Origin of the sequence: Mycobacterium sp. (genome assembly GCF_047975165.1) — a bacterium.
Taxonomy (GTDB): domain Bacteria; phylum Actinomycetota; class Actinomycetes; order Mycobacteriales; family Mycobacteriaceae; genus Mycobacterium.
Genome location: NZ_JBKECZ010000135.1, coordinates 1 through 21057, shown reverse-complemented (window position 1 = coordinate 21057; position 21057 = coordinate 1). Strand labels below are relative to the sequence as shown.

Genomic DNA, 21057 nt, shown 5'->3' with positions numbered 1-21057 from the left:
GGGGGGGGGGCTGGGGGGGGGGGTGGGGTGGGGGGGGGGGGCTGGGTCTGGGGCTGGGACTGGGGCTGGGGCTGGGGTTGGCGCCTGCGGGGCTGCCGGTGGCGTGGGCGGCGGCGGCTTCGAGGTCGGTGATGGTGGTGGTGACGATGACGGTGACCGGTAGGCCGCGGTGGGTGCCGAGCTCCCCGGAGGCCAGGAGTTGGCTCAGGCCGGTGAGCAGGGCGTCGTGGTTGCGTTGGGCCTGGCTGCGGGTGTCACGGCGGGCAGCATCGGGATCGTCGGCCGGGCTGTTGTCGGCGTTTCCGGGGTTGTTGATGCCGGGGGCGGCGTATTTGGCGTCCAGGGCTTCGATGGCGGCCCGCAACTGTGGGGTGATGTGGCCGGTGATGGTCGACATGCCGTCGTACTGCTGTTTGCCCAACGTGATGCCGCGTTTGCGGGCGCGGTCTTGGTCGCTGTAGTTGCCGTCGGGGTGCAGCATGGCGGCGAGTTGGCGGGCGTAGCGGGCGGCTTCGTCGGGGCGGAATTGGATGCAGATCTCGGCCAGCTGTGTTTCGGCTTCTTCACAGCGTTGCGGGTCGAGGTCGGCGGGTAGGTGTTTGAAGAAGTCGCGCACGACTTTGATGTGGCCGTCGCCGATGAGGCCCTGGCGTTGGGCGGCGGCGGTGTATTCCAGTACGGGTTCCAGGGGTTCACCGCCCAGGGTGCGGCGGTACCCGAGGTCGGCGGCTTCGGCGATGCGGCGGCTGGCGTCGGGTTTGGTGATGCGCAGCCGGTTGGCCAGGGTTTCACTCAGGGTGCCGCCGAGTTCCTTTTTGTCCGCGGTGGCGCGCAGGTTGTTGATCAGGGCGTGGCGGGGTGTGGGCATGCGCCGGTCGATGGTTTCCAGGCGGTCGAGCATCGCCAGCCGCTCGGGCGTGGTGAGCACATCGAAGTTCAACTCCAGCAGCCGATCCTGGATCGTGTCGAGTGCGTCGAAAACCTCGACGATCTCTTCACGGGTGCTGGCTGCCATGGTTCAAATGCTAGAGACACCCACCGACAACTCCGGGCCCGAAAGCCCCCGGAATCCTGAAAATTCCCTGAAAACCCGGTCCCGCAGCCACATTCGGCCACTTTCATCCACAGACCAGAAGTTATCCACAAAACCTGTTCACCCCCTAGACAATTGCCGGAACATCCGTGACTGACCACTCCGCTTGGAGCCCCATCGGCGATCACGCCCGTCTCTGGCATCATTAGGACGATGTCGGCGGCAAGCCGGTCCAGGGCCGGTCCAACACCCCGACTCAACACCGCACCTCATCCCCCAACCCCTCAATCGCATTAATTTGCATAAATCCGCATACTCATGCATACTCACCGGATGGCCGACGGGTTGAGGGTGGCTGTTGCCGGAGCCAGCGGCTACGCGGGCGGCGAGATTCTGCGCCTGCTGCTCGGCCATCCGGCCCATGCGGACGGCCGGCTGAGCATCGGCGCCCTCACCGCGGCTGTCAGCGCGGGAACCGAACTGCAAGACCACCACCCACACCTGATTCCACTGGGGCAGCGGGTCATCGAGCCCACCGAACCCGCGACACTGCAAGGCCATGATGTGGTGTTCCTTGCGCTGCCGCACGGCCATTCGGCTCAACTGGCCGAACAGTTGCCCCCCGACGCCCTGATCGTCGACTGCGGCGCCGACTTCCGCCTCGCCGACGCAGGCGCCTGGGAACGCTTCTACGGTTCCCCGCACGCCGGATACTGGCCCTACGGACTACCCGAGTTGCCGGGTGCACGGGAACGGCTCCACCAAGCCCGCCGGATAGCGGTGCCCGGCTGCTACCCGACGGCGGCGCTGCTGGCTCTACTGCCCGCCGTTGCCGAAGGCCTGATCGAACCCGCCGTCACCGTGGTGGCGGTCAGCGGAACCTCCGGAGCCGGCCGCGCCGCCAAGGTCGACCTGCTGGGGTCCGAAGTCATCGGATCGGCCCGGGCATACGGTATCGGAGGCGCCCATCGGCACACACCCGAGATCACTCAGGGCTTGCGGACCGTAACCGACGAGGACGTCACGGTGTCGTTCACCCCGGTGCTGATCCCCACCTCGCGCGGCATCCTGGCCACCTGCACCGCCCGCACCACAACACCGATAGCACCACTCCGCAGCGCCTACGAAACCGCCTACGCCGCAGAGCCGTTCGTCCATCTGCTACCGGACGGGAAGCTGCCCCGGACCGGATCGGTGATCGGCAGCAATGCGGCTCAGATTGCGATCGCCGTCGACGAAGCGGCCGCGACGTTCGTCGCCGTCGCCGCCATCGACAATCTGGTCAAAGGCACCGCCGGCGGCGCGGTGCAGTCGATGAATCTGGCCCTGGGTTGGCCGGAAACCGAGGGACTGCCGGTCGTCGGAGTCGCGCCATGAGCCAAACCCCGTCGAAACTACTTCGTGCCCAGGGTGTCACCGCACCGGCGGGAGTCCGCGCGGCCGGCATCGCCGCCGGCATCAAGGCCTCGGGTGCCCCCGATCTGGCGCTGGTCTTCAATGAAGGACCCGACTACGCCGCAGCCGGGGTGCTGACCCGCAACAAGGTCAAGGCCGCACCGGTGCTGTGGACTCAGCAGGTGCTGACCACCGGGCGGCTGCGCGCGGTGATTCTCAACTCCGGCGGCGCCAACGCCTGCACCGGCCCGGGCGGCTTCCAGGACACCCACACCACCGCCGAAGCGGTTGCCACCGCACTGTCGGACTGGGGGACCGAAACCGGGGCCATCGAAGTCGCCGTCTGCTCCACCGGCCTGATCGGCGACCGGCTGCCCATGGGCAGGATGCTGGCCGGGGTCACCGACATCGTGCACGAGATGCACGGCGGGCTCACCGGTGGCGACGACGCCGCGCACGCCATCATGACCACCGACACCGCCGCCAAACAGGTTGCACTGCACCATCGGGACAAGTGGACGGTCGGCGGTATGGCCAAAGGAGCCGGCATGCTCGCACCCTCGCTGGCCACCATGCTGTGCGTGCTCACCACCGATGCCGTCGCCGGCGCGGCCGCGCTGGACCAATCTCTGCGCCGGGCGACCGCGCTCACCTTCGACCGCCTGGACATCGACGGCAGCTGCTCGACCAACGACACCGTGTTGCTGCTGGCGTCCGGGGCCAGCGAGATCGCCCCGCCCCAAGCTGATCTCGACGAGGCGGTGCTGCGGGTCTGCGACGACCTGTGCGCGCAATTGCAGGCCGACGCCGAAGGCGTGACCAAACGACTCACGGTGACCGTGGCCGGGGCCGGCACCGAAGACGAGGCGCTGGCCGCCGCCCGCGTCGTCGCCCGCGACAGCCTGGTCAAGACGGCGGCGTTTGGTTGTGACCCCAACTGGGGACGGGTGCTCGCCGCCATCGGAATGGCACCGATCTCCCTGGAACCCGATCGGATCACCGTGTCGTTCAACGGGTTCACCGTGTACCGAGACGGCACCGGCGCCCCGGGAGCGCGCGAGGTGGATCTCACCGGCACAGATATCAGCATCGTGGTGCAGCTTGGTATCGGCGACGGCCAGGCCGCCATCCGCACCACCGATCTGTCGCACGCCTACGTCGAAGAGAATTCGGCCTACAGCTCATGAACACCAACATCGACGAGCTGCCCACCCAGGTCAAAGCGCAGGTGCTGGCCGAAGCGCTGCCCTGGCTCAAACAGCTGCACGGCAAGACCGTCGTGATCAAGTACGGCGGCAACGCCATGTCCGACGACTCCCTGCGGCAGGCGTTCGCGGCCGACATGGCGTTCCTGCGCAACTGCGGAGTGCATCCCGTGGTGGTGCACGGCGGCGGCCCGCAGATCACCGCGATGCTGCGCCGGCTCGGTATCGAAGGTGACTTCAAGGGCGGATTCCGGGTCACCACACCGGAAGTCCTCGATGTGGCCCGCATGGTGCTGTTCGGCCAGGTCGGCCGCGAACTGGTCAACCTCATCAACGCGCACGGACCGTATGCGGTCGGCATCACCGGGGAGGACGCGCACCTGTTCACCGCGGTGCGCCGCAGCGTCACCGTCGACGGTGTGGCCACCGATATCGGGCTGGTCGGCGACGTCGAACACGTCGACACCGCTGCGGTGCTGGACCTTATTGCCGCACACCGCATCCCGGTGGTCTCCACACTGGCTCCCGATGTCGACGGCGTGGTGCACAACATCAACGCCGACACCGCGGCCGCGGCGCTGGCCGAAGCCCTGGGTGCCGAAAAGCTGTTGATGCTCACCGACGTCGAAGGGCTCTACACCAGCTGGCCGGACCGCACCTCGCTGGTCAGCGAAATCGACACGGCCGCACTGGCGCAGCTGGTCCCGGGGCTGGAAGCCGGCATGATCCCCAAAGTCGAGGCCTGCCTGCGCGCGGTCAACGCCGGGGTGCCCAGCGCACACGTCATCGACGGACGCGTCGAACACTGTGTGCTGGTGGAGTTGTTCACCGATGCGGGCACCGGCACCAAGGTGGTGAGCCCGTGACGAACACCGGAGCCTGGCAGGCCAGGTGGGAAGCCGCCATGATGAACAACTACGGCACGCCGCCGTTGACGCTGGTCGGCGGGGACGGCGCCGTGCTCACCGACGTCGACGGCCGGCGCTATGTGGATCTGCTGGCCGGCATCGCGGTCAACATCCTCGGACACCGCCACCCCGCCGTCATCGACGCTGTCACCCAACAGATCTCCACCCTGGGGCACACCTCGAACCTGTACGCCACCGGCCCGGGTATCGAGTTGGCCGAGGCGCTGCTGGCCGAACAGCACGCCGAACCACCCGGCCGGGTGTTCTTCTGCAACTCCGGCACCGAAGCCAACGAGTTGGCATTCAAACTCTCCCGACTCACCGGCCGCACCAACATCGTGGCAGCCGAAGGCGCCTTCCACGGCCGCACGATGGGCTCGCTGGCGCTGACCGGCCAACCCGCCAAGCGGGCACCCTTCGAGCCGCTGCCCGGCACCGTCACCCACGTCCCCTACGGCGACGCCGCCGCGCTCGCGGCCGCCGTCGACGACGACGCCGCCGCGGTGTTTCTGGAGCCGATCATGGGGGAGGGCGGGGTCGTCGTCCCACCTGCGGGATACCTCGCCGCCGCCCGTGAGATCACCGCGCGCCACCGCGCTCTGCTGGTGCTCGACGAGGTGCAGACCGGAATGGGCCGCACCGGAACGTTTTACGCCTACCAGGCCGAAGACATCAGACCCGATGTGGTGACCCTGGCCAAGGGTCTCGGCGGTGGACTGCCCATCGGCGCGTGCATCGCAACCGGCCCGGTGGCAGATCTGCTGACACCCGGCATGCACGGCAGCACCTTCGGCGGCAACCCGGTCTGCGCGGCGGCCGCCCTGGCGGTGATCGCAACGTTGCGCACCGAAGGGCTGATCCGCCGGGCCGCCGTCCTGGGCGAGTCGCTGCGCCAACGCATTCAGGCACTGGGACACCCGCTCATCGACCAGGTGCGCGGCCGGGGACTGCTGCAGGGCATTGTGCTGACGCGACCGGTCGCCAAAGCCGCCGAAGAAGCCGCCCGACAGGCGGGATATTTGGTGAATGCCGCTGCACCGCAGGTCATCCGGCTGGCGCCGCCGCTGATTATTTCCGACGCCCAGCTCGACGGCTTCGTCGCCGGCCTGCCGGGGATCCTCAATAGCGCGGGAGCACGGACAGATGGTTAGGCACTTCCTGCGCGATGACGACCTCACCCCCGCCGAACAGGCCGAAGTGCTCCAATTGGCCGCCGAATTGAAGCGGAACCCGTTCAGCCGTCGCCCGCTCGACGGGCCCCGCGGTGTGGCGGTGATCTTCGACAAGAACTCCACCCGCACCAGGTTCTCCTTCGAGATGGGCATCGCCCAACTCGGCGGACACGCCGTCGTCGTCGACGGTCGCAGTACTCAGCTGGGTCGCGAAGAAACCCTGGAAGACACCGCACAGGTACTGTCCCGCTTCGTCGACGCCATCGTCTGGCGCACGTTCGGCCAACAGCGCCTGGACGCCATGGCGTCCACCGCGTCGGTACCGGTGATCAACGCACTCTCCGATGAGTTCCACCCCTGCCAGGTACTGGCCGACCTGCAGACCGTCGCCGAACGCAAGGGCCCCCTGAAAGGGCTCAACCTGACCTATCTGGGCGACGGCGCCAACAACATGGCGCACTCGCTGATGCTCGGTGGTGTGACCGCCGGCATGCGGGTAACCATCGCAGCCCCAGAGGGCTTCACCCCCCACCCGGAGGTTGTCGGCGCAGCCGAACAACGGGCGAAAACAACCGGCGGGTCGGTGACACTGACCGCCGATCCCGATGCGGCGGCCGCCGGTGCGGACGTGCTGGTCACCGACACCTGGACGTCCATGGGGCAGGAGGACGACGGGCTGGACCGTGTGAAGCCGTTCCGGCGATTCCAGATAAACCAGCGCCTGCTGAGCCTGGCTGACACCGACGCCATTGTGCTGCACTGCCTTCCGGCACACCGCGGCGAAGAGATCACCGACGAGGTGATGGACGGGCCGGCCAGCGCGGTGTGGGACGAAGCCGAGAACCGGCTGCACGCCCAGAAGGCCCTGCTGGTGTGGCTGCTGGAGCGGTCCCGATGACCGCCGGAAGTGCCAAAGCGCCGGAGATCGCCGGCACCCGCGCGGGCCGGCAGGCCCGAATCGTCGCCATCCTGTCCACCGCACAGGTCCGCAGTCAGAACGAACTCGCCGCCCTGCTCGGCGCTGACGGTATCGAGGTCACCCAGGCCACCCTCTCGCGCGACCTGGAGGAACTCGGCGCGGTCAAACTGCGCGGTGTCGACGGCGGCGTCGGCGTCTACGTCGTACCCGAGGACGGCAGCCCGGTGCGCGGGGTCTCCGGCGGGACCGGGCGGCTGTCCCGGCTGCTCGGCGAGCTGCTGGTGTCGGCCGATGCCAGCGGCAACCTCGCGGTGTTGCGCACCCCGCCCGGCGGCGCACACTACCTGGCCAGTGCGATCGACCGCGCCGCCCTGCCATTCGTCGTCGGCACCATCGCAGGCGACGACACCGTGTTCGTCGCCGCCCGCACACCGATGACCGGCACGAAATTGGCGGAGGAGCTGGAAGCCCTCGGCGGACCGGGTGCCGACCTCAAATAAACTGCTGCAGACGACCCTAAGGAGAACTGTTCATGTCAGAGCGCGTCATCCTGGCGTATTCCGGCGGGCTGGACACGTCGGTGGCCATCAGCTGGATCGGCAAGGAAACCGGGCGCGAGGTGGTCGCGGTCGCCATCGACCTCGGCCAGGGCGGCGAAGACATGAACGTCGTTCGCCAACGCGCGCTGGACTGCGGCGCGGTCGAGGCCGTCGTCGTCGACGCCCGCAACGAATTCGCCGAAAACTACTGCCTGCCCACGGTTCTCAACAATGCGCTCTACATGGACCGCTACCCGCTGGTCTCGGCGATCAGCCGCCCGCTGATCGTCAAGCACCTGGTGGCCGCGGCACGCGAGCACGGCGGAACCGTCGTCGCCCACGGCTGCACCGGCAAGGGCAACGACCAGGTGCGCTTCGAAGTCGGATTCGCCTCCCTGGCACCGGATCTCGAAGTCCTGGCACCCGTCCGCGATTACGCCTGGACCCGGGAGAAGGCGATCGCGTTCGCCGAGGAGAACGCCATCCCGATCAACGTCACCAAACGCTCGCCGTTCTCCATCGACCAGAACGTGTGGGGCCGCGCGGTGGAGACGGGCTTCCTGGAGCACCTGTGGAACGCCCCGACCAAGGACGTCTACGACTACACCGAGGACCCGACGGTGCACTGGAACACCCCCGACGAGGTGATCGTCGGCTTCGAACAGGGTGTGCCGGTGTCTATCGACGGCCGGCCGGTGTCGGTGCTGACCGCCATCGAGGAACTCAACCGCCGCGCCGGCGCCCAGGGCGTCGGGCGTCTCGACGTCGTCGAGGACCGCCTGGTCGGCATCAAGAGCCGCGAGATATACGAGGCACCGGGCGCCATGGTGCTCATCACCGCGCACTCCGAACTCGAACACGTCACCTTGGAGCGGGAGCTGGGCCGGTTCAAGCGGCACACCGACCAGCGCTGGGCCGAGCTGGTCTACGACGGCCTGTGGTTCTCACCGCTGAAGAGCGCCCTGGAAAGCTTCGTCGCCAAAACCCAGGAGCACGTCACCGGGGAGATCCGGCTGGTCTTGCACGGCGGCCACATCGCGGTCAACGGCCGGCGCAGCGCCGAATCGCTCTACGACTTCAACCTGGCCACCTACGACGAGGGCGACACCTTCGACCAGTCCATGGCCAAGGGCTTCGTCTACGTCCACGGATTGTCCTCGAAGCTGGCTTCCCGCCGGGATCTGAAGTGACACCGGGCGCCCCCTGGACCGCGAGCGTGAATCTGACGACGCCCCCACGGCGTGTCGCGTCGCCAGATTCACACTCGGCGAACCGCGGGCGGCCCCCAGTTTGGCGGCGCGGATGAGCACCAACCAGGGGTCGCTGTGGGGTGGCCGCTTCGCCGGCGGCCCCTCCGACGCGCTGGCCGCACTGAGCAAGTCCACCCACTTCGACTGGGCGCTGGCCCCCTACGACATCAACGCCTCCCGCGCGCACGCCGCGGTGCTCTTTCGCGCCGGGCTGCTCACCGCCGAGCAGCGCGACGGCCTGCTCGCCGGCCTGGACAGCCTGGCCGAGGACCTCGCCGACGGCAGCTTCGGCCCCCTGGCCACCGACGAGGACGTTCATGGTGCGCTGGAGCGGGGACTCATCGACCGCGTCGGACCGGATCTGGGCGGACGGCTGCGGGCCGGACGTTCCCGCAACGACCAGGTGGCCACCCTGTTCCGGATGTGGCTGCGCGACGGGGTGCGCCGGGTGGCCGACGGTGTGCTCGACGTGGTTGCCGCGCTGGCCGGCCAGGCCGCCGCCCACCCGGACGCGATCATGCCGGGCAAGACCCATCTGCAGGCGGCCCAGCCGATCCTGCTGGCCCATCACCTGCTGGCCCACGCCCAGCCGCTGCTGCGCGACGTCGACCGGATCATTGACTTCGACAAGCGTGCCGCGGTGTCCCCCTACGGCTCCGGTGCGCTGGCCGGCTCGTCGTTGGGGCTCGATCCCGACGCGATCGCCGAGGACCTGGGTTTCACCGCGGCGGCGGACAATTCCGTCGACGCCACCGCGGCCCGGGACTTCGCCGCCGAGGCGGCCTTCGTGTTCGCCATGATCGGCGTCGACCTGTCCCGGCTGGCCGAGGACATCATCATCTGGAGCTCGACGGAGTTCGGCTACGTCACCCTGCACGATTCCTGGTCCACGGGCAGCTCGATCATGCCGCAGAAGAAGAACCCGGACGTCGCCGAGCTCGCCCGCGGCAAGTCCGGGCGGCTGATCGGAAACCTGGCCGGCCTGCTGGCGACGCTGAAGGCGCAGCCGCTGGCCTACAACCGCGACCTGCAGGAGGACAAGGAGCCGGTGTTCGATTCGGTGGCCCAGCTGGAACTGCTGCTGCCGGCGGTGGCCGGGCTGGTGGGCAGCCTGACGTTCGACGTCGAACGCATGGCGGAGCTGGCCCCGGCCGGCTACACACTGGCCACCGATGTCGCCGAGTGGCTGGTGCGCCAAGGAGTGCCGTTCCGGTCCGCACACGAGACAGCCGGGGCGGCGGTTCGCGCCGCCGAACAGCGCGGCGTCGGGCTCGGGGATTTGGGAGACGACGAACTGGTGGCGCTGAGCCCCGATCTCACCCCGGCCGTACGGGAGGTCCTGACCATCGAGGGGTCGGTAGGATCTCGCGACGCCCGAGGCGGCACCGCACCCCGGCGAGTAGCCGAGCAGCTGGCCACGCTGCAATCCACCGCCGACCGGTTACGCGGGCAACTGCGACGCTGAGGCGGCCTTGCTTTTCCGGTCGACTTCGTAGGCGGCCAAACTCCGGGTATCGAGCGATCCGATCGGCTGAACGTGTGAGCTCAGGGCTTTCACTGTGAAGCCTTGGCTGCACCGCGACTCACTCCAGCGTCTCGGAGATGCTGAGCCACTGCTCCTCCAGGGCGGCGACACCCTGCTCGACCGCACGCAATTCCCCGGTCAGCCGGGTGATTCCGACGTGGTCGGACTGATCGTATGCCGCGAGCTCAGCGTGCTTGGCGGCGATCCGGTCGGCCAGCAGGGCCAGTTGGCGGTCCACCGAAGCCAGCTCCTTCTCGGCCGCGCGGCGCTGCGCACCCGTCGGCACCCCCGACCCCGCCGGCACCCCCGACCCCGCCGGCACCCCGGGCTGCGCATCGGAACGGGTTTGCGCCCCGCGAGCCAGCCGCAGATACTCGTCGATCCCGCCCGGCAGGTGCCGCAGCCGGCCATCGAGAATCGCGTACTGCTGGTCGGTGACTCGTTCGAGCAGGTACCGGTCGTGGGATACGACGATCAGCGTGCCCGCCCACGAGTCGAGCAGATCCTCGGTGGCGGTGAGCATATCGGTGTCCACGTCGTTGGTCGGTTCGTCCAGCAGCAGCACGTTCGGCTCGGACAACAACGTGAGCATCAGCTGCAGGCGTCGCCGTTGGCCGCCGGACAGTTCACCGACGCGCGCCGACAGCTGTCCGCGGGCGAATCCGAGCCGCTCGAGCAACTGGGCCGGGGTCACCTCCCCGCCGTCGACCTGGTATCCGGCTCGCAGCCGGCCCAGCACGTCGGCTATCCGCTCCGACGCCAGGGCGGCCAGCTCATCGCCCTGCTGATCGAGCACCGCGAGACTGACTGTCTTGCCGCGCTTGACTCGTCCGGTGTCCGGCAGCACGGTTCCGGCTATCAGGCCCAGCAGCGTCGATTTGCCGACGCCATTGGCCCCGACGATGCCGGTGCGCTCGCCCGGTGCGATCCGCCACTCGACATCGCGCAATACCGGATGCCCGCCGAAAGTCACCGATACGTCGAGCAGGTCGATCACGGTCTTACCCAGCCGCGCGGTCGCCAGCTTGGCCAGTTCGACGGTGTTGCGCAGCGGCGGAACGTCGGCGATCAGCTGGGTGGCCGCATCGATGCGAAACTTGGGTTTGGAGGTGCGGGCGGGGGCGCCTCGCCGCAGCCAGGCCAGCTCCTTGCGCATCAGGTTCTGCCGTTTGGCTTCGGCGGCCGCGGCGACTCGGTCGCGTTCGACCCGCTGCAGCACATACGCGGCGTACCCGCCGTCGAAGGGTTCGACGATCCCGTCGTGCACTTCCCATGTGGTGGTGGCGATTTCATCGAGAAACCAGCGGTCGTGGGTGACCAGTAGCAATCCACCGGAATTGCGGGCCCAGCGTTGCCGAAGGTGGCCGGCCAGCCAGGTGACACCCTCGATGTCGAGGTGGTTGGTGGGTTCGTCGAGGGCGATCACGTCCCAGTCGCCGACGAGCAGCCGGGCCAGCTGAACCCGGCGGCGCTGCCCGCCGCTGAGCGTGGAAACCAGTGCTTTCCAATCGATGTCGGACACCAGGCCGCTCACCACGTCACGGATCCGGGCGTCGCCGGCCCACTGGTGTTCGGGCTGGTCACCGACCAGCGTCCAGCCGACGCCGCGGCCGGGGTCCAGGGTGTCGCCCTGACTCAGCGAACCCACCCGCAGCCCGGTGCGCCGGGTGACCCGGCCGGCGTCGGGCTCGAGTCCGCCGGTGAGCAGGCCGAGCAGGCTGGACTTGCCGTCACCGTTGCGGCCGACGATGCCGATGCGGTCGCCCTCGTTGACTCCCAGCGTGACGCCGTCGAGCACCACCTGTGCCGGATATGCCAGGTGCACGGCCTCGGCTCCGAGTAGGTGCGCCATGCCGACGACGGTAGCGGGCGGACACCTCATCGAAGGGCAGCGGTGGCACGGTGGCTGGGGCACCGGGCACCCGCCCATCGGCGGACCGCGGTTAGCGCGGAACCCCTGCGCAGACCGAGGGCCCGTGTCGGGCCGATGTGCCATGATGGCCTCGCCGGGCAAGCACACCCGGGGAGCCGTCAGGAGCAGCAGTGGATCTGAATTTGTCGAACATCACCCGCCGCGCCGAACGTCTGGTGGCCACCGCCCAGAACGGTCTGGAAGTACTGCGACTGGGCGGCCTGGAAACCGGCAGTGTCCCGTCTCCGTCTCAGATCGTCGAGAGCGTGCCCATGTACAAGCTCCGGCGCTACTTCCCGCCGGACAGCCGCCCCGGCCAGCCCCAGGTGGGGCCGCCGGCGTTGATGGTGCACCCGATGATGATGTCGGCGGACATGTGGGATCTGACCCGGGAAGACGGCGCGGTGGGCATCCTGCACAGCAGGGGCATCGACACGTGGGTCATCGACTTCGGCTCGCCGGACGAGATCGAAGGCGGGATGCAACGCACCCTGGCCGACCATATCGTCGCGCTCGACCAGGCCATCGACACCGTGCGGGACGCCACCGGCCAGGACGTTCATCTGGTCGGATATTCCCAGGGCGGCATGTGGTGCTATCAGGTCGCGGCGTATCGGCGGTCGAAGAATCTGGCCGGCATCGTCGCGTTCGGTTCTCCGGTGGACACCCTGGCTGCACTTCCGATGGGCATTCCGGCGAATATGGGCGCCGGTGTCGCCGATTTCCTGGCCGACCACGTGTTCAACCACATCAATATCCCAGGGTGGATGGCGCGCGCCGGTTTTCAGATGATGGATCCGGTGAAGACGGCACAGGCACGCCTGGATTTCGTGCGTCAGCTCTCGGACCGCGACGCGCTGCTGCCGCGGGAGAACCAACGCAGATTCCTCGAACACGAAGGATGGATCGCCTGGTCGGGCCCGGCGATCTCGGAGCTCCTCAAGCAGTTCATCGCTCACAACCGGATGATGACCGGCGGTTTTGCGATCAACGGCCAACTGGTGACGCTCAGCGATATCACCTGCCCGATCCTGGCGTTCGTCGGCGAGGTCGACGATATCGGGCAGCCGGCCTCGGTCCGCGGCATCCGGCGCGCGGCGCCGAACACCGACGTTTACGAATACCTTATTCGCGCCGGACATTTCGGCCTGGTCGTTGGAACCCGCGCCGCCCAGCAGAGCTGGCCAACCGTCGCCGGCTGGGTGCGCTGGATTTCCAGCGGCGGCGACAAGCCGTCGGGTATCACCGCGATGGTCGAGCAACCCGCCGAACATTCCGACAGCGGTGTGGCATTCAGCTCCCGGGTCGCGGCCGGCATGGGCGAGGTCTCCGAGGTGGCCCTGTCCTTGGCGCGCGGCGCGGCGGACGCCGTCGTCGCCGCCAACAAATCCATGCGCACCATCGCCGTCGAAACCGTTCGCACCCTGCCCAGGCTGGCCCGGCTCGGACAGATCAACGATCACACCCGAATTTCGCTGGGCCGCATCATCGATGAGCAGGCCGGCGACGCGCCGCAGGGCGAATTCCTGTTGTTCGACGGTCGTGTGCACACCTACGAAGCGGTCAACCGCCGCATCGACAACGTGGTCCGCGGCCTGATCGAAGTCGGGGTCCGCCAGGGCGACCGGGTGGGTGTCCTGATGGAGACCCGGCCCAGTGCGCTGGTCGCCATCGCCGCACTGTCCCGACTCGGTGCGGTGGCCGTGCTGATGAAGCAGGACGTCGATCTGGCCGCGCAGGTCGAGCTCGGCGGCATGGACGAGATCATCACCGACCCGGCCAACCTCGACATCGTCCGGGATCTGACCTGCCAGATCCTGGTCTTGGGCGGCGGTGAATCCCGCGATCTGCACCTGGCCGAGGACACCGACGTCATCGATATGGAGCAGATCGATCCGGACCTGGTCGAACTGCCCGCCTGGTACCGCCCCAACCCGGGGTTCGCCCGCGACCAGGCGTTTGTCGTGTTCAACGCGGCCGGCGGCCAGTTGACGGCCAAGCAGATCACCAACTATCGCTGGGCCCTGTCGGCGTTCGGGACCGCATCGACGGCGTCGCTGGACAACAAGGACACCGTCTACTGCCTGACCCCGCTGCACCACGAATCCGGGGTGTTGGTGAGCCTGGGCGGGGCCGTCGTCGGCGGCGCCCGCATTGCGCTGTCGCGGGGCCTGGATCCCGAGCAGTTCGTCGCCGAAGTGCGTCAATACGGCGTATCGGTGGTGTCCTACACCTGGGCCATGCTGCGCGAGGTGGTCGACGACCCAAAGTTCGCCCTGCACCGCAACCATCCCATCCGGTTGTTCATCGGTTCGGGCATGCCGACCGGGTTGTGGGGACGTGTGGTTCAGACGTTCGCGCCCGCACATGTCGTCGAGTTCTTCGCCACCACCGACGGGCAGGCCGTGCTGGCCAACGTCTCGGGAGCCAAGGTGGGCAGCAAGGGCCGTCCGCTGCCGGATGCCGGCCGGGTCGAACTCGCCGCCTACGACGCCGATCACGATCTGATCCTGGAAAACGAGGACGGATTCGTCCAGGTCGCCGGCACCGACCAGGTCGGTGTCCTGCTCGCACAGGCGCGCGGGCCCATCGACCCGACGGCCTCGGTCAAGCGCGGCGTCTTCGCTCCCGCCGACACCTGGATCTCCACCGAGTACCTCTTCCGGCGCGACGAGGACGGCGATTTCTGGCTGGTCGACCGGCGCGGGTCGGCGGTGCGGACCGATCGCGGGATCGTCTACGCCGAACCGGTTACCGACGCACTCGGGTTGATCAGCGCGGTGGACCTCGCGGTGACCTACGGCATCACAGTGGGGGACCGGCAGCTGGCGGTGTCGGCGGTGACACTGCGTCCGGGTGCGACCATCACCGCCGCCGACATCACCGAGGCGGTGACGGACATGCCGGTGGGGCTGGCCCCCGACCTGGTGCACGTAACACCAAAGATGGTGTTGAGCGCGACCTTCCGCCCCACGGTCAGTGCCCTGCGGGCCGCCGGCCTCCCCAAATCCGGTCGTACCAGCTGGTACCTCGACTCCGAGACCAACGAGTTCCGTCGGCTGACCCCCCCGGTGCGGGCGGCGCTGCGCCGCGGCGGGACCACCACCGATGATTGACGACACCCTGCTGGACATCCTGGTGTGCCCGGCCGACCGGGGTCCGCTGCTTGCCGTGGCCGGCGACGACGGCGCCGTGCGCGAACTGTACAACCCCCGGCTGCGGCGCGCCTACCGTATCGATGACGGCATCCCAGTGCTGCTGATCGACGCCGCCCGCGACGTCGGCGAGGAGGAGCACGCCCGCTTTACCGCCCAAGCCCGTCGGGAAGATCCCCGGTGAGGTAGCGCTACGGGGTCCTGCGCCGCAGTGTCGCGGCTGCCAGCCCCATGGAGGCGACGGCGAAGCCGAGGACGACGGCCATGTCGCGCACCGCCGTCAACGTTAGCTCGGGGTGTGCACCGACCTGCTGCAGGGCCTCGAGCGCATAGCTGGCGGGCATCAGGTTGCTGATCCACTCCAGCCATCCCGGCATTGCCGAGCGCGGCATGATCACTCCGGCGAGGAGCAGTTGCGGCACCATCACCAGCGGAATGAACTGCACGGCCTGAAATTCGGTGCGGGCGAATGCGCTGAACAGCAGGCCCATGCCGACACCCAGGATCGCGTTGATGACCGCGATCAGCAGCACCCACACCGGGCTTCCCGCCGTGTCGAAGCCCAGCGCCCAGAACGAGACCGCGCAGGCCGCCAGCGCCTGCAGCGCCGCGGCTGCGGAGAATGCGGTGCCGTAGGCCATCAGCAGATCGAATCGGCCCAGCGGCGTGGTCAGGATGCGCTCCAGCGTCCCCGATCCCCGTTCGCGCTGCATGGTGATCGAGGTGATGATGTACATCACGAACAGCGGGAACAGGCCGAGCAGGATCAGGCAGGCGTTGTTGAACGGCGGCGGTGTCCCCGGCCGGTGCGGGGCATCCTGAAACATGAAGTACATCACCGTGATGACCACGACGGGCACGACCAGGATCATCGCCACACTGCGGTGATCGGCGGCCAGTTGGCGCAGGATTCTCGTTGTGGTGGCCGCGTACGGCCCCCACCGTTGCCGCAGTCCTAGCCGGCTGCCGGCTCGGTGCCGCGCTGGATGATGGCCAGGAAGGCTTCCTCCAGGGACGTGCATGCGGTGTCCTCTCGTAGCCGGGCCGGGGTGGTGTGGGCGACCAGCCGGCCGTTGCGCATCAGTAGCAGGTCGTCGCAGCGATCGGCTTCGTCCATCACGTGGCTGGACACCAGCAGCGTGGTTCCAGTCGCGGCCAGTTCGCCGAACTGCCGCCAAAGATCTACCCGCAATAGCGGATCCAACCCGACGGTGGGTTCGTCGAGCACCAGCAGGTCCGGTTGGCAGACCAGCGCGCAGGCCAGCGACACCCTGGTGCGTTGCCCGCCGGAGAGGTTGTCGCAGTAGGTGGTTCGGTGTTCCGCCAGCCCCACCCGGTCTATCGCTTCGTCGGCGGCTCGGCGGTCGTAGCCGTACAGCGATGCGAAATAGCGCACGTTGTCGACCACCCGCAGGTCGCCGTAGAGGGTGGGATTCTGCGGCACGTATCCGACCTGGCGGCGCAGTGCGGCCGATCCCGCCGGCCGGCCGAGCACGGTGACGGTGCCCGATTCGATGATCTGGCTGCCCACGATGCAGCGGATCAGGGTGGTCTTGCCGCATCCGGAAGGCCCGAGCAGGCCGGTGATGGCGCCGCGGGCGATCCGCACTGAGAGATCGTCGATCGCTGGGCGTCTGCCCCTGATCACCCGGAGGTGTTCGACAGCGACGGCGGGCATCGCCGCATCGGACATCCATTCATCATTCGATGAACTCATCATCCATTGAATTTTTCGGCGCCGGCCGTTCCTCGTCAACAGTGCGGCACAATGTGTGCGGTGAGCGCCGAGGAACTGCTGGCCGACCCCGTCGCAGCCGCCCGTCGCCTGCTGGGCGCCACCATCGTCGCGCGGGGCGTCAGCGGCATGGTGGTCGAGGTCGAGGCGTACGGCGGCGTGCCGGACGGGCCCTGGCCCGATGCCGCGGCGCACTCCTACCGCGGGCCCGGCGGCCGCAACGTCGTCATGTTCGGGCCGCCAGGACGGTTGTACACCTACCGCAGCCACGGCATCCACGTCTGCGCCAACGTCTCCTGCGGCCCGGACGGCACCGCCGCGGCGGTGTTGCTGCGGGCCTGCGTCATCGACGACGGCCTCGCCCTGGCCCAAGACCGGCGAGGCCCAGGGGTCCGGCCCGCCGCCTTGGGCCGCGGACCGGGCAATCTGTGCGCAGCTTTGGCAATCATGATGGACGACAACGGGATTGACCTGTTCGACGCCGGGGCCCCGGTCAGGGTGGAGCTGGGGGAGGCGTCCGGCATCGCGTCGGGGCCCAGGGTCGGGGTCAGCCGCGCCGCCGACCGGGCCTGGCGGTTCTGGCTTGCCGGGCGCCCGGAGGTGTCGGCATACCGGCGAAGTCCCCGGGCGCCGGCACCGGGGAGCAGCGACTAGGGCCGCAGCCGGCTACGGGCGGCGGAACCGGCCCGGGCGAACCTGCAAGACTCTGTGTCATGACGACCGGGTCCGGTGAGATTCTTGACGAACTGAGCTGGCGCGAGCTGATCGCGCAGTCCACCGACATCGAGGCGCTGGCCACCGAGGTGCAGCGCGGGCCGATCACGGTCTATGCCGGGTTCGACCCGACCGCCCGCAGCCTGCACGCCGGGCACCTCGTCCCGTTGCTGGCACTACGCCGCTTTCAGCGCGCAGGCCACCGGCCGATCGTGCTGGCCGGCGGGGCGACCGGCCTGATCGGAGACCCCCGCGAGGTGGGAGAACGCAGCCTGAACAGCCCCGACACCGTCGTCGAGTGGACCGAGCGGATCCGCGGACAATTGGAGCGTTTCGTCGATTTCGACGACTCGCCTACCGGCGCCATCGTCGAGAACAACCTCGAGTGGACGCAGGCGATGTCGGCCATCGAATTCCTGCGCGACCTCGGCAAGCATTTCTCGGTCAACGTCATGCTCGATCGCGACACCATCCGGCGACGCCTGGACGGCGACGGCATTTCCTACACCGAATTCAGCTACCTACTGTTGCAGGCAAATGACTACGTCCAATTGCACCGCCGGCACCGCTGCACTCTGCAAATCGGCGGTTCGGATCAATGGGGCAATATCATCGCCGGGGTGCGCCTGGTGCGGCAGATGCGCGGCGCCTCGGTGCACGCTCTCACCGTTCCGCTGGTGACCTCGTCCGACGGCAGGAAATTCGGCAAATCCACCGGCGGCGGGAGCCTGTGGCTGGATCCGGAGATGACCAGTCCGTACGCCTGGTACCAGTACTTCGTCAACACCGCCGATGCCGATGTGGTCCGCTACCTGCGCTGGTTCACTTTCCTGACCGCGGACGAACTCGCCGAGCTGGCGCAGGTCACCGCCGAGCGTCCGCAGCAGCGCACCGCCCAGCGCAGGCTGGCTCGCGAGCTCACCGTTCTGGTGCACGGCGAGGAGGCCACCGTGGGGGTCGAGCATGCCAGCCGCGCACTGTTCGGGCAGGGAGAACTCGACGCCCTCGACGAGGCGACCCTGTCCGCGGCGCTGAGCGAGACGTCACTTGCCGACCTGAAGCCCGGCGAGCCGGACACCATCGTCGACCTGCTGGTGGCCACCGGGCTGTCCGACAGCAGGAAGGCCGCCCGGCGCACGATCGGCGAAGGCGGTGTGTCGGTCAACAACATTCGCGTCAAGAGCGACGACTGGTCGCCACAGCAAGCGGATTTTCTTCACGGCAGATGGCTGGTGCTGCGCCGTGGCAAGCGCAACGTCGCGGGCGTGCGCCGGGTTTAGAGCGTTTGCACCGATCGATCGGGGGCGCGCCCCGTGTCTCGGTTTGGTCTACCGATCTTCGGCACTGGATCCTGCGGCCCTACGGGCCCTCGCCGATGACGCACAACTACCGTGATTGCGGCAACAACTCCGATAGGTTCATCGATATCCCCAGGACTTTCACAGCAACCTCCATCCCGTTTGACCCTGAATAGCGATAACTATCGTCTATATTCGGTAGTCACACAAAGTGGTATGGCCGATAGGTAGAGTATCAGCTCGCAGAAACTCAGCGATGGTCCGCCGGGTGCGGTACCGGGGATTCACCGTTGAGGGGCTGTTCATCCAAGCCACGCTGGTTCCGATATCCGACCAACGTTGAGGAGGCAGGTCCGTGTCGTTCGTGGCGCTGTCGCACGACGCGCTGGAGACTGCGGCCGCACAAGTGACGGGTATCGGCGAGGCACTTGAGGATGCCAATGCCGCGGCGGCCGCTATGACGACGTCACCGGCTGCGGCCGGTGCCGACGAAGTGTCGGCGGCGGTAGCCAAGGTGTTCGGGGAGTTCGGTCTGGCCTATGTGGCCGTGAGTGCGCAGGTGGCGAGCTTTCACCAGGAGTTCGTGGCGTCGTTGGCGGCTGCGGGGACGTCCTATGCCGGTGCCGAGGCGTTGTCGGCAGCCACGGTCGGTGATCAGGTTCTGGGCGCGGTCAACGACTCGCTGGTGACCTACACGGGGCGTCCGCTGATTGGCGACGGTGCCGACGGGACCGCGAGCAGTGTCGACGGGCGGCCCGGGGGGTGGTTGTACGGGGATGGGGGTGCGGGTTACTCCCAGAGTGCCGCCGGTGCTGCCGGCGGCGCCGGTGGTGCGGCGAGCCTGATTGGACGTGGTGGCGTTGGTGGCGCTGGGGGTGCCGGTGGAGTGGGGGGTGCCGGTGGCGCCGGGGGTTGGCTGTCCGGCAACGGTGGGGCTGGTGGCAATGGGGGCGCGGGGGCTGCCGGCGGCAACGGCGGGTTTGCCTGGCTGTTGGGGTCCGGCGGTACGGGAGGAGCAGGGAGTCACGGGGGTACTGGCGGTGCCGCCGGCTGGCTGTACGGGGACGGGGGCGATGGCGGGGCCGGTGGCGCCGGGGGCAGGGGCGGCAACGCGTGGCTGTTCGGAACCGGCGGGGAAGGCGGTGCCGGTGGCGTAGTGGGTTCGCCGGGTATCGGGTCCGCCGGTGGCGCCGGAGGTAACGGAGGTTTGCTGTTCGGTGCCGGCGGAAACGGGGGCGACGGGGGTGTCAGCGGCGATGGCGGGGCCGGGGGACATGCCTGGCTTCTCGGTTCTGGCGGCACAGGCGGCGACGCCGGCGACGGCGGTAGCTCCCCCGTTGGCGGAACCGGGGGCAACGGGGGCAACGGCGGCTTTATTGGCGGTTCCGGTGGTGCAGGTGGTGACGGCGGGGCCGGCGGGGGCGTGGGAGCTGATGGCGCGAATGGGACGCCCGGGACTCAGACGAATCCCGATGGAGGGACCGGCCAGGATGGTGCTGACGGCGGGACCGGGGGGCGCGGCGGTAACGGCGGCAGCGGCGGGTTGCTGTTCGGCGTGGGCGGTAACGGCGGCAGCGGCGGCGGCGGCGCTGGTATCGGTGGCAAGGGCGGCACAGGCGGCGCCGGTTGGGATCCCGTCACCGGAGGCGGTAGCCCCGGGGATTCCGGGGGCAACGGCGGCAACGGCGGAAATGGCGGGCAGGGCGGATCCGGTGGGGCCGGTGGGGAGGCCGGGCGTAGCGGATGGTTCGCCCGGGAGGCCACCGCGGGCGCCAGCGGCGCCGGCGGTGGCGGCACCGCCGGCGACGGCGGAGACGGCGGCGCGGGGGGCAATGGTTACGCCGGCTTGGACGGAACCGGCCAGGCCGGGGGCAACGGCGGCGACGGCGGCGATGGCGGCAGCGGCACTGTGGGCGGCAAAGGCGGCAACGCCGGCAACGGCACCCAAGGCGGAGACGGCGGCACCGACGGCGGCAACGGCGGCGAATGCGGCAAAGGCGGCAACGGCGGCAACGCCGGCACCGGCGGAACCGGCGTCAACGGCGGTAACGCCGGTAACGGCGGCAACGGCGGGGCAGGCACCACCGCCACCACAGCGGGCAAAGCCGGCGGCAACGGCGGCGCCGGAGGTCACGGCGGCTCCATCGGAACCGCCGGGGGCGGCGGCACCGACGGCAGCGGCGGCAACGGCGGCGACGGCGGCAACGCCGGTGACGGCGCCGTCGGCGCCACCGGGGCGGCGGGCGCCGACGGTGAGACCGGCGGCAAAGGCGGCGACGGCGGCCTCGGCGGCAACG

Annotated in this window: 17 protein-coding genes; 13 read left to right on the top strand and 4 right to left on the bottom strand. The window is 68.8% G+C overall.

Going from position 1 to position 21057, the window contains the following annotated elements; translation table 11 throughout:
- On the bottom strand, window positions 1–1015 hold a 1015-nt coding region (locus ACK5M9_RS13195), incomplete at its 3' end, for a DUF222 domain-containing protein (RefSeq protein WP_416893614.1).
- Window positions 1016–1366: 351 nt separating this feature from the next.
- Between ACK5M9_RS13195 and argC the strand changes: the two genes are divergently transcribed.
- The 8 genes from argC to argH all read left to right on the top strand — a co-directional run bounded on the left by argC (window position 1367) and on the right by argH (window position 9886).
- A complete protein-coding gene (gene argC, locus ACK5M9_RS13190; RefSeq protein WP_416893613.1) occupies window positions 1367–2410 on the top strand; it encodes an N-acetyl-gamma-glutamyl-phosphate reductase in 1044 nt (347 codons plus the stop codon).
- On the top strand, window positions 2407–3615 hold the full coding sequence (gene argJ / locus ACK5M9_RS13185) for a bifunctional glutamate N-acetyltransferase/amino-acid acetyltransferase ArgJ (RefSeq protein WP_416893612.1): 1209 nt from the start codon (window positions 2407–2409) through the stop codon (window positions 3613–3615). The genes argC and argJ overlap by 4 nt, the downstream gene beginning before the upstream one ends.
- Complete coding sequence (gene argB, locus ACK5M9_RS13180; RefSeq protein ID WP_416893611.1) at window positions 3612–4499, top strand: acetylglutamate kinase; 888 nt, start codon at window positions 3612–3614, stop codon at window positions 4497–4499. The genes argJ and argB overlap by 4 nt, the downstream gene beginning before the upstream one ends.
- On the top strand, window positions 4496–5692 hold the full coding sequence (locus tag ACK5M9_RS13175; RefSeq protein WP_416893610.1) for an acetylornithine transaminase: 1197 nt from the start codon (window positions 4496–4498) through the stop codon (window positions 5690–5692). The genes argB and ACK5M9_RS13175 overlap by 4 nt, the downstream gene beginning before the upstream one ends.
- Window positions 5685–6611 carry an ornithine carbamoyltransferase gene (gene argF / locus ACK5M9_RS13170; RefSeq protein WP_416893609.1) on the top strand — a complete coding sequence of 309 codons (927 nt, stop codon included), beginning with the start codon at window positions 5685–5687 and terminating at the stop codon, window positions 6609–6611. The genes ACK5M9_RS13175 and argF overlap by 8 nt, the downstream gene beginning before the upstream one ends.
- Window positions 6608–7132 carry an arginine repressor gene (locus tag ACK5M9_RS13165; RefSeq protein ID WP_416893608.1) on the top strand — a complete coding sequence of 175 codons (525 nt, stop codon included), beginning with the start codon at window positions 6608–6610 and terminating at the stop codon, window positions 7130–7132. The genes argF and ACK5M9_RS13165 overlap by 4 nt, the downstream gene beginning before the upstream one ends.
- A 32-nt stretch (window positions 7133–7164) precedes the next feature.
- Entirely contained in the window at window positions 7165–8361 is a 1197-nt protein-coding gene (locus ACK5M9_RS13160) for an argininosuccinate synthase (protein WP_416893607.1), read from the top strand.
- A gap of 112 nt (window positions 8362–8473) precedes the next feature.
- Entirely contained in the window at window positions 8474–9886 is a 1413-nt protein-coding gene (gene argH / locus ACK5M9_RS13155; protein ID WP_416893606.1) for an argininosuccinate lyase, read from the top strand.
- A gap of 118 nt (window positions 9887–10004) precedes the next feature.
- On the opposite strand, the gene ACK5M9_RS13150 is transcribed toward argH, so the two are convergent.
- A complete protein-coding gene (locus tag ACK5M9_RS13150) occupies window positions 10005–11798 on the bottom strand; it encodes an ABC-F family ATP-binding cassette domain-containing protein (RefSeq protein WP_416893605.1) in 1794 nt (597 codons plus the stop codon).
- Between the two features lie 191 nt (window positions 11799–11989).
- On the opposite strand from ACK5M9_RS13150, the gene ACK5M9_RS13145 reads away from it, so the two are divergent.
- Both ACK5M9_RS13145 and ACK5M9_RS13140 read left to right on the top strand, forming a co-directional pair.
- A complete protein-coding gene (locus tag ACK5M9_RS13145; protein ID WP_416893604.1) occupies window positions 11990–14974 on the top strand; it encodes an acyl-CoA synthetase in 2985 nt (994 codons plus the stop codon).
- Window positions 14967–15197, top strand: coding sequence for a Trm112 family protein (locus ACK5M9_RS13140; RefSeq protein WP_416893603.1), 231 nt, complete (start codon window positions 14967–14969; stop codon window positions 15195–15197). The genes ACK5M9_RS13145 and ACK5M9_RS13140 overlap by 8 nt, the downstream gene beginning before the upstream one ends.
- Window positions 15198–15204: 7 nt before the next feature.
- Here ACK5M9_RS13140 and ACK5M9_RS13135 read toward each other — a convergent pair whose 3' ends face one another.
- Together ACK5M9_RS13135 and ACK5M9_RS13130 are read right to left on the bottom strand one after the other, a co-directional pair.
- The gene (locus ACK5M9_RS13135) at window positions 15205–16035 is read right to left on the bottom strand and encodes an ABC transporter permease (protein ID WP_416893602.1); all 831 of its coding nucleotides are present in this window, start codon (window positions 16033–16035) and stop codon (window positions 15205–15207) included.
- Complete coding sequence (locus ACK5M9_RS13130; protein ID WP_416893601.1) at window positions 15969–16733, bottom strand: ABC transporter ATP-binding protein; 765 nt, start codon at window positions 16731–16733, stop codon at window positions 15969–15971. Before ACK5M9_RS13130 ends, ACK5M9_RS13135 begins: the two co-directional genes overlap by 67 nt.
- 57 nt (window positions 16734–16790) lie before the next feature.
- Between ACK5M9_RS13130 and ACK5M9_RS13125 the strand changes: the two genes are divergently transcribed.
- The 3 genes from ACK5M9_RS13125 to ACK5M9_RS13115 all read left to right on the top strand — a co-directional run.
- Window positions 16791–17402: a DNA-3-methyladenine glycosylase gene (locus tag ACK5M9_RS13125; protein ID WP_416893600.1), complete on the top strand. Its 612-nt coding sequence runs from the start codon at window positions 16791–16793 to the stop codon at window positions 17400–17402.
- Window positions 17403–17461: 59 nt separating this feature from the next.
- On the top strand, window positions 17462–18742 hold the full coding sequence (gene tyrS, locus ACK5M9_RS13120; RefSeq protein WP_416893599.1) for a tyrosine--tRNA ligase: 1281 nt from the start codon (window positions 17462–17464) through the stop codon (window positions 18740–18742).
- A gap of 373 nt (window positions 18743–19115) precedes the next feature.
- Window positions 19116–21057, top strand: a 1942-nt coding sequence (locus ACK5M9_RS13115) for a PE family protein (protein WP_416893598.1), incomplete at its 3' end; no start/stop codon positions are given.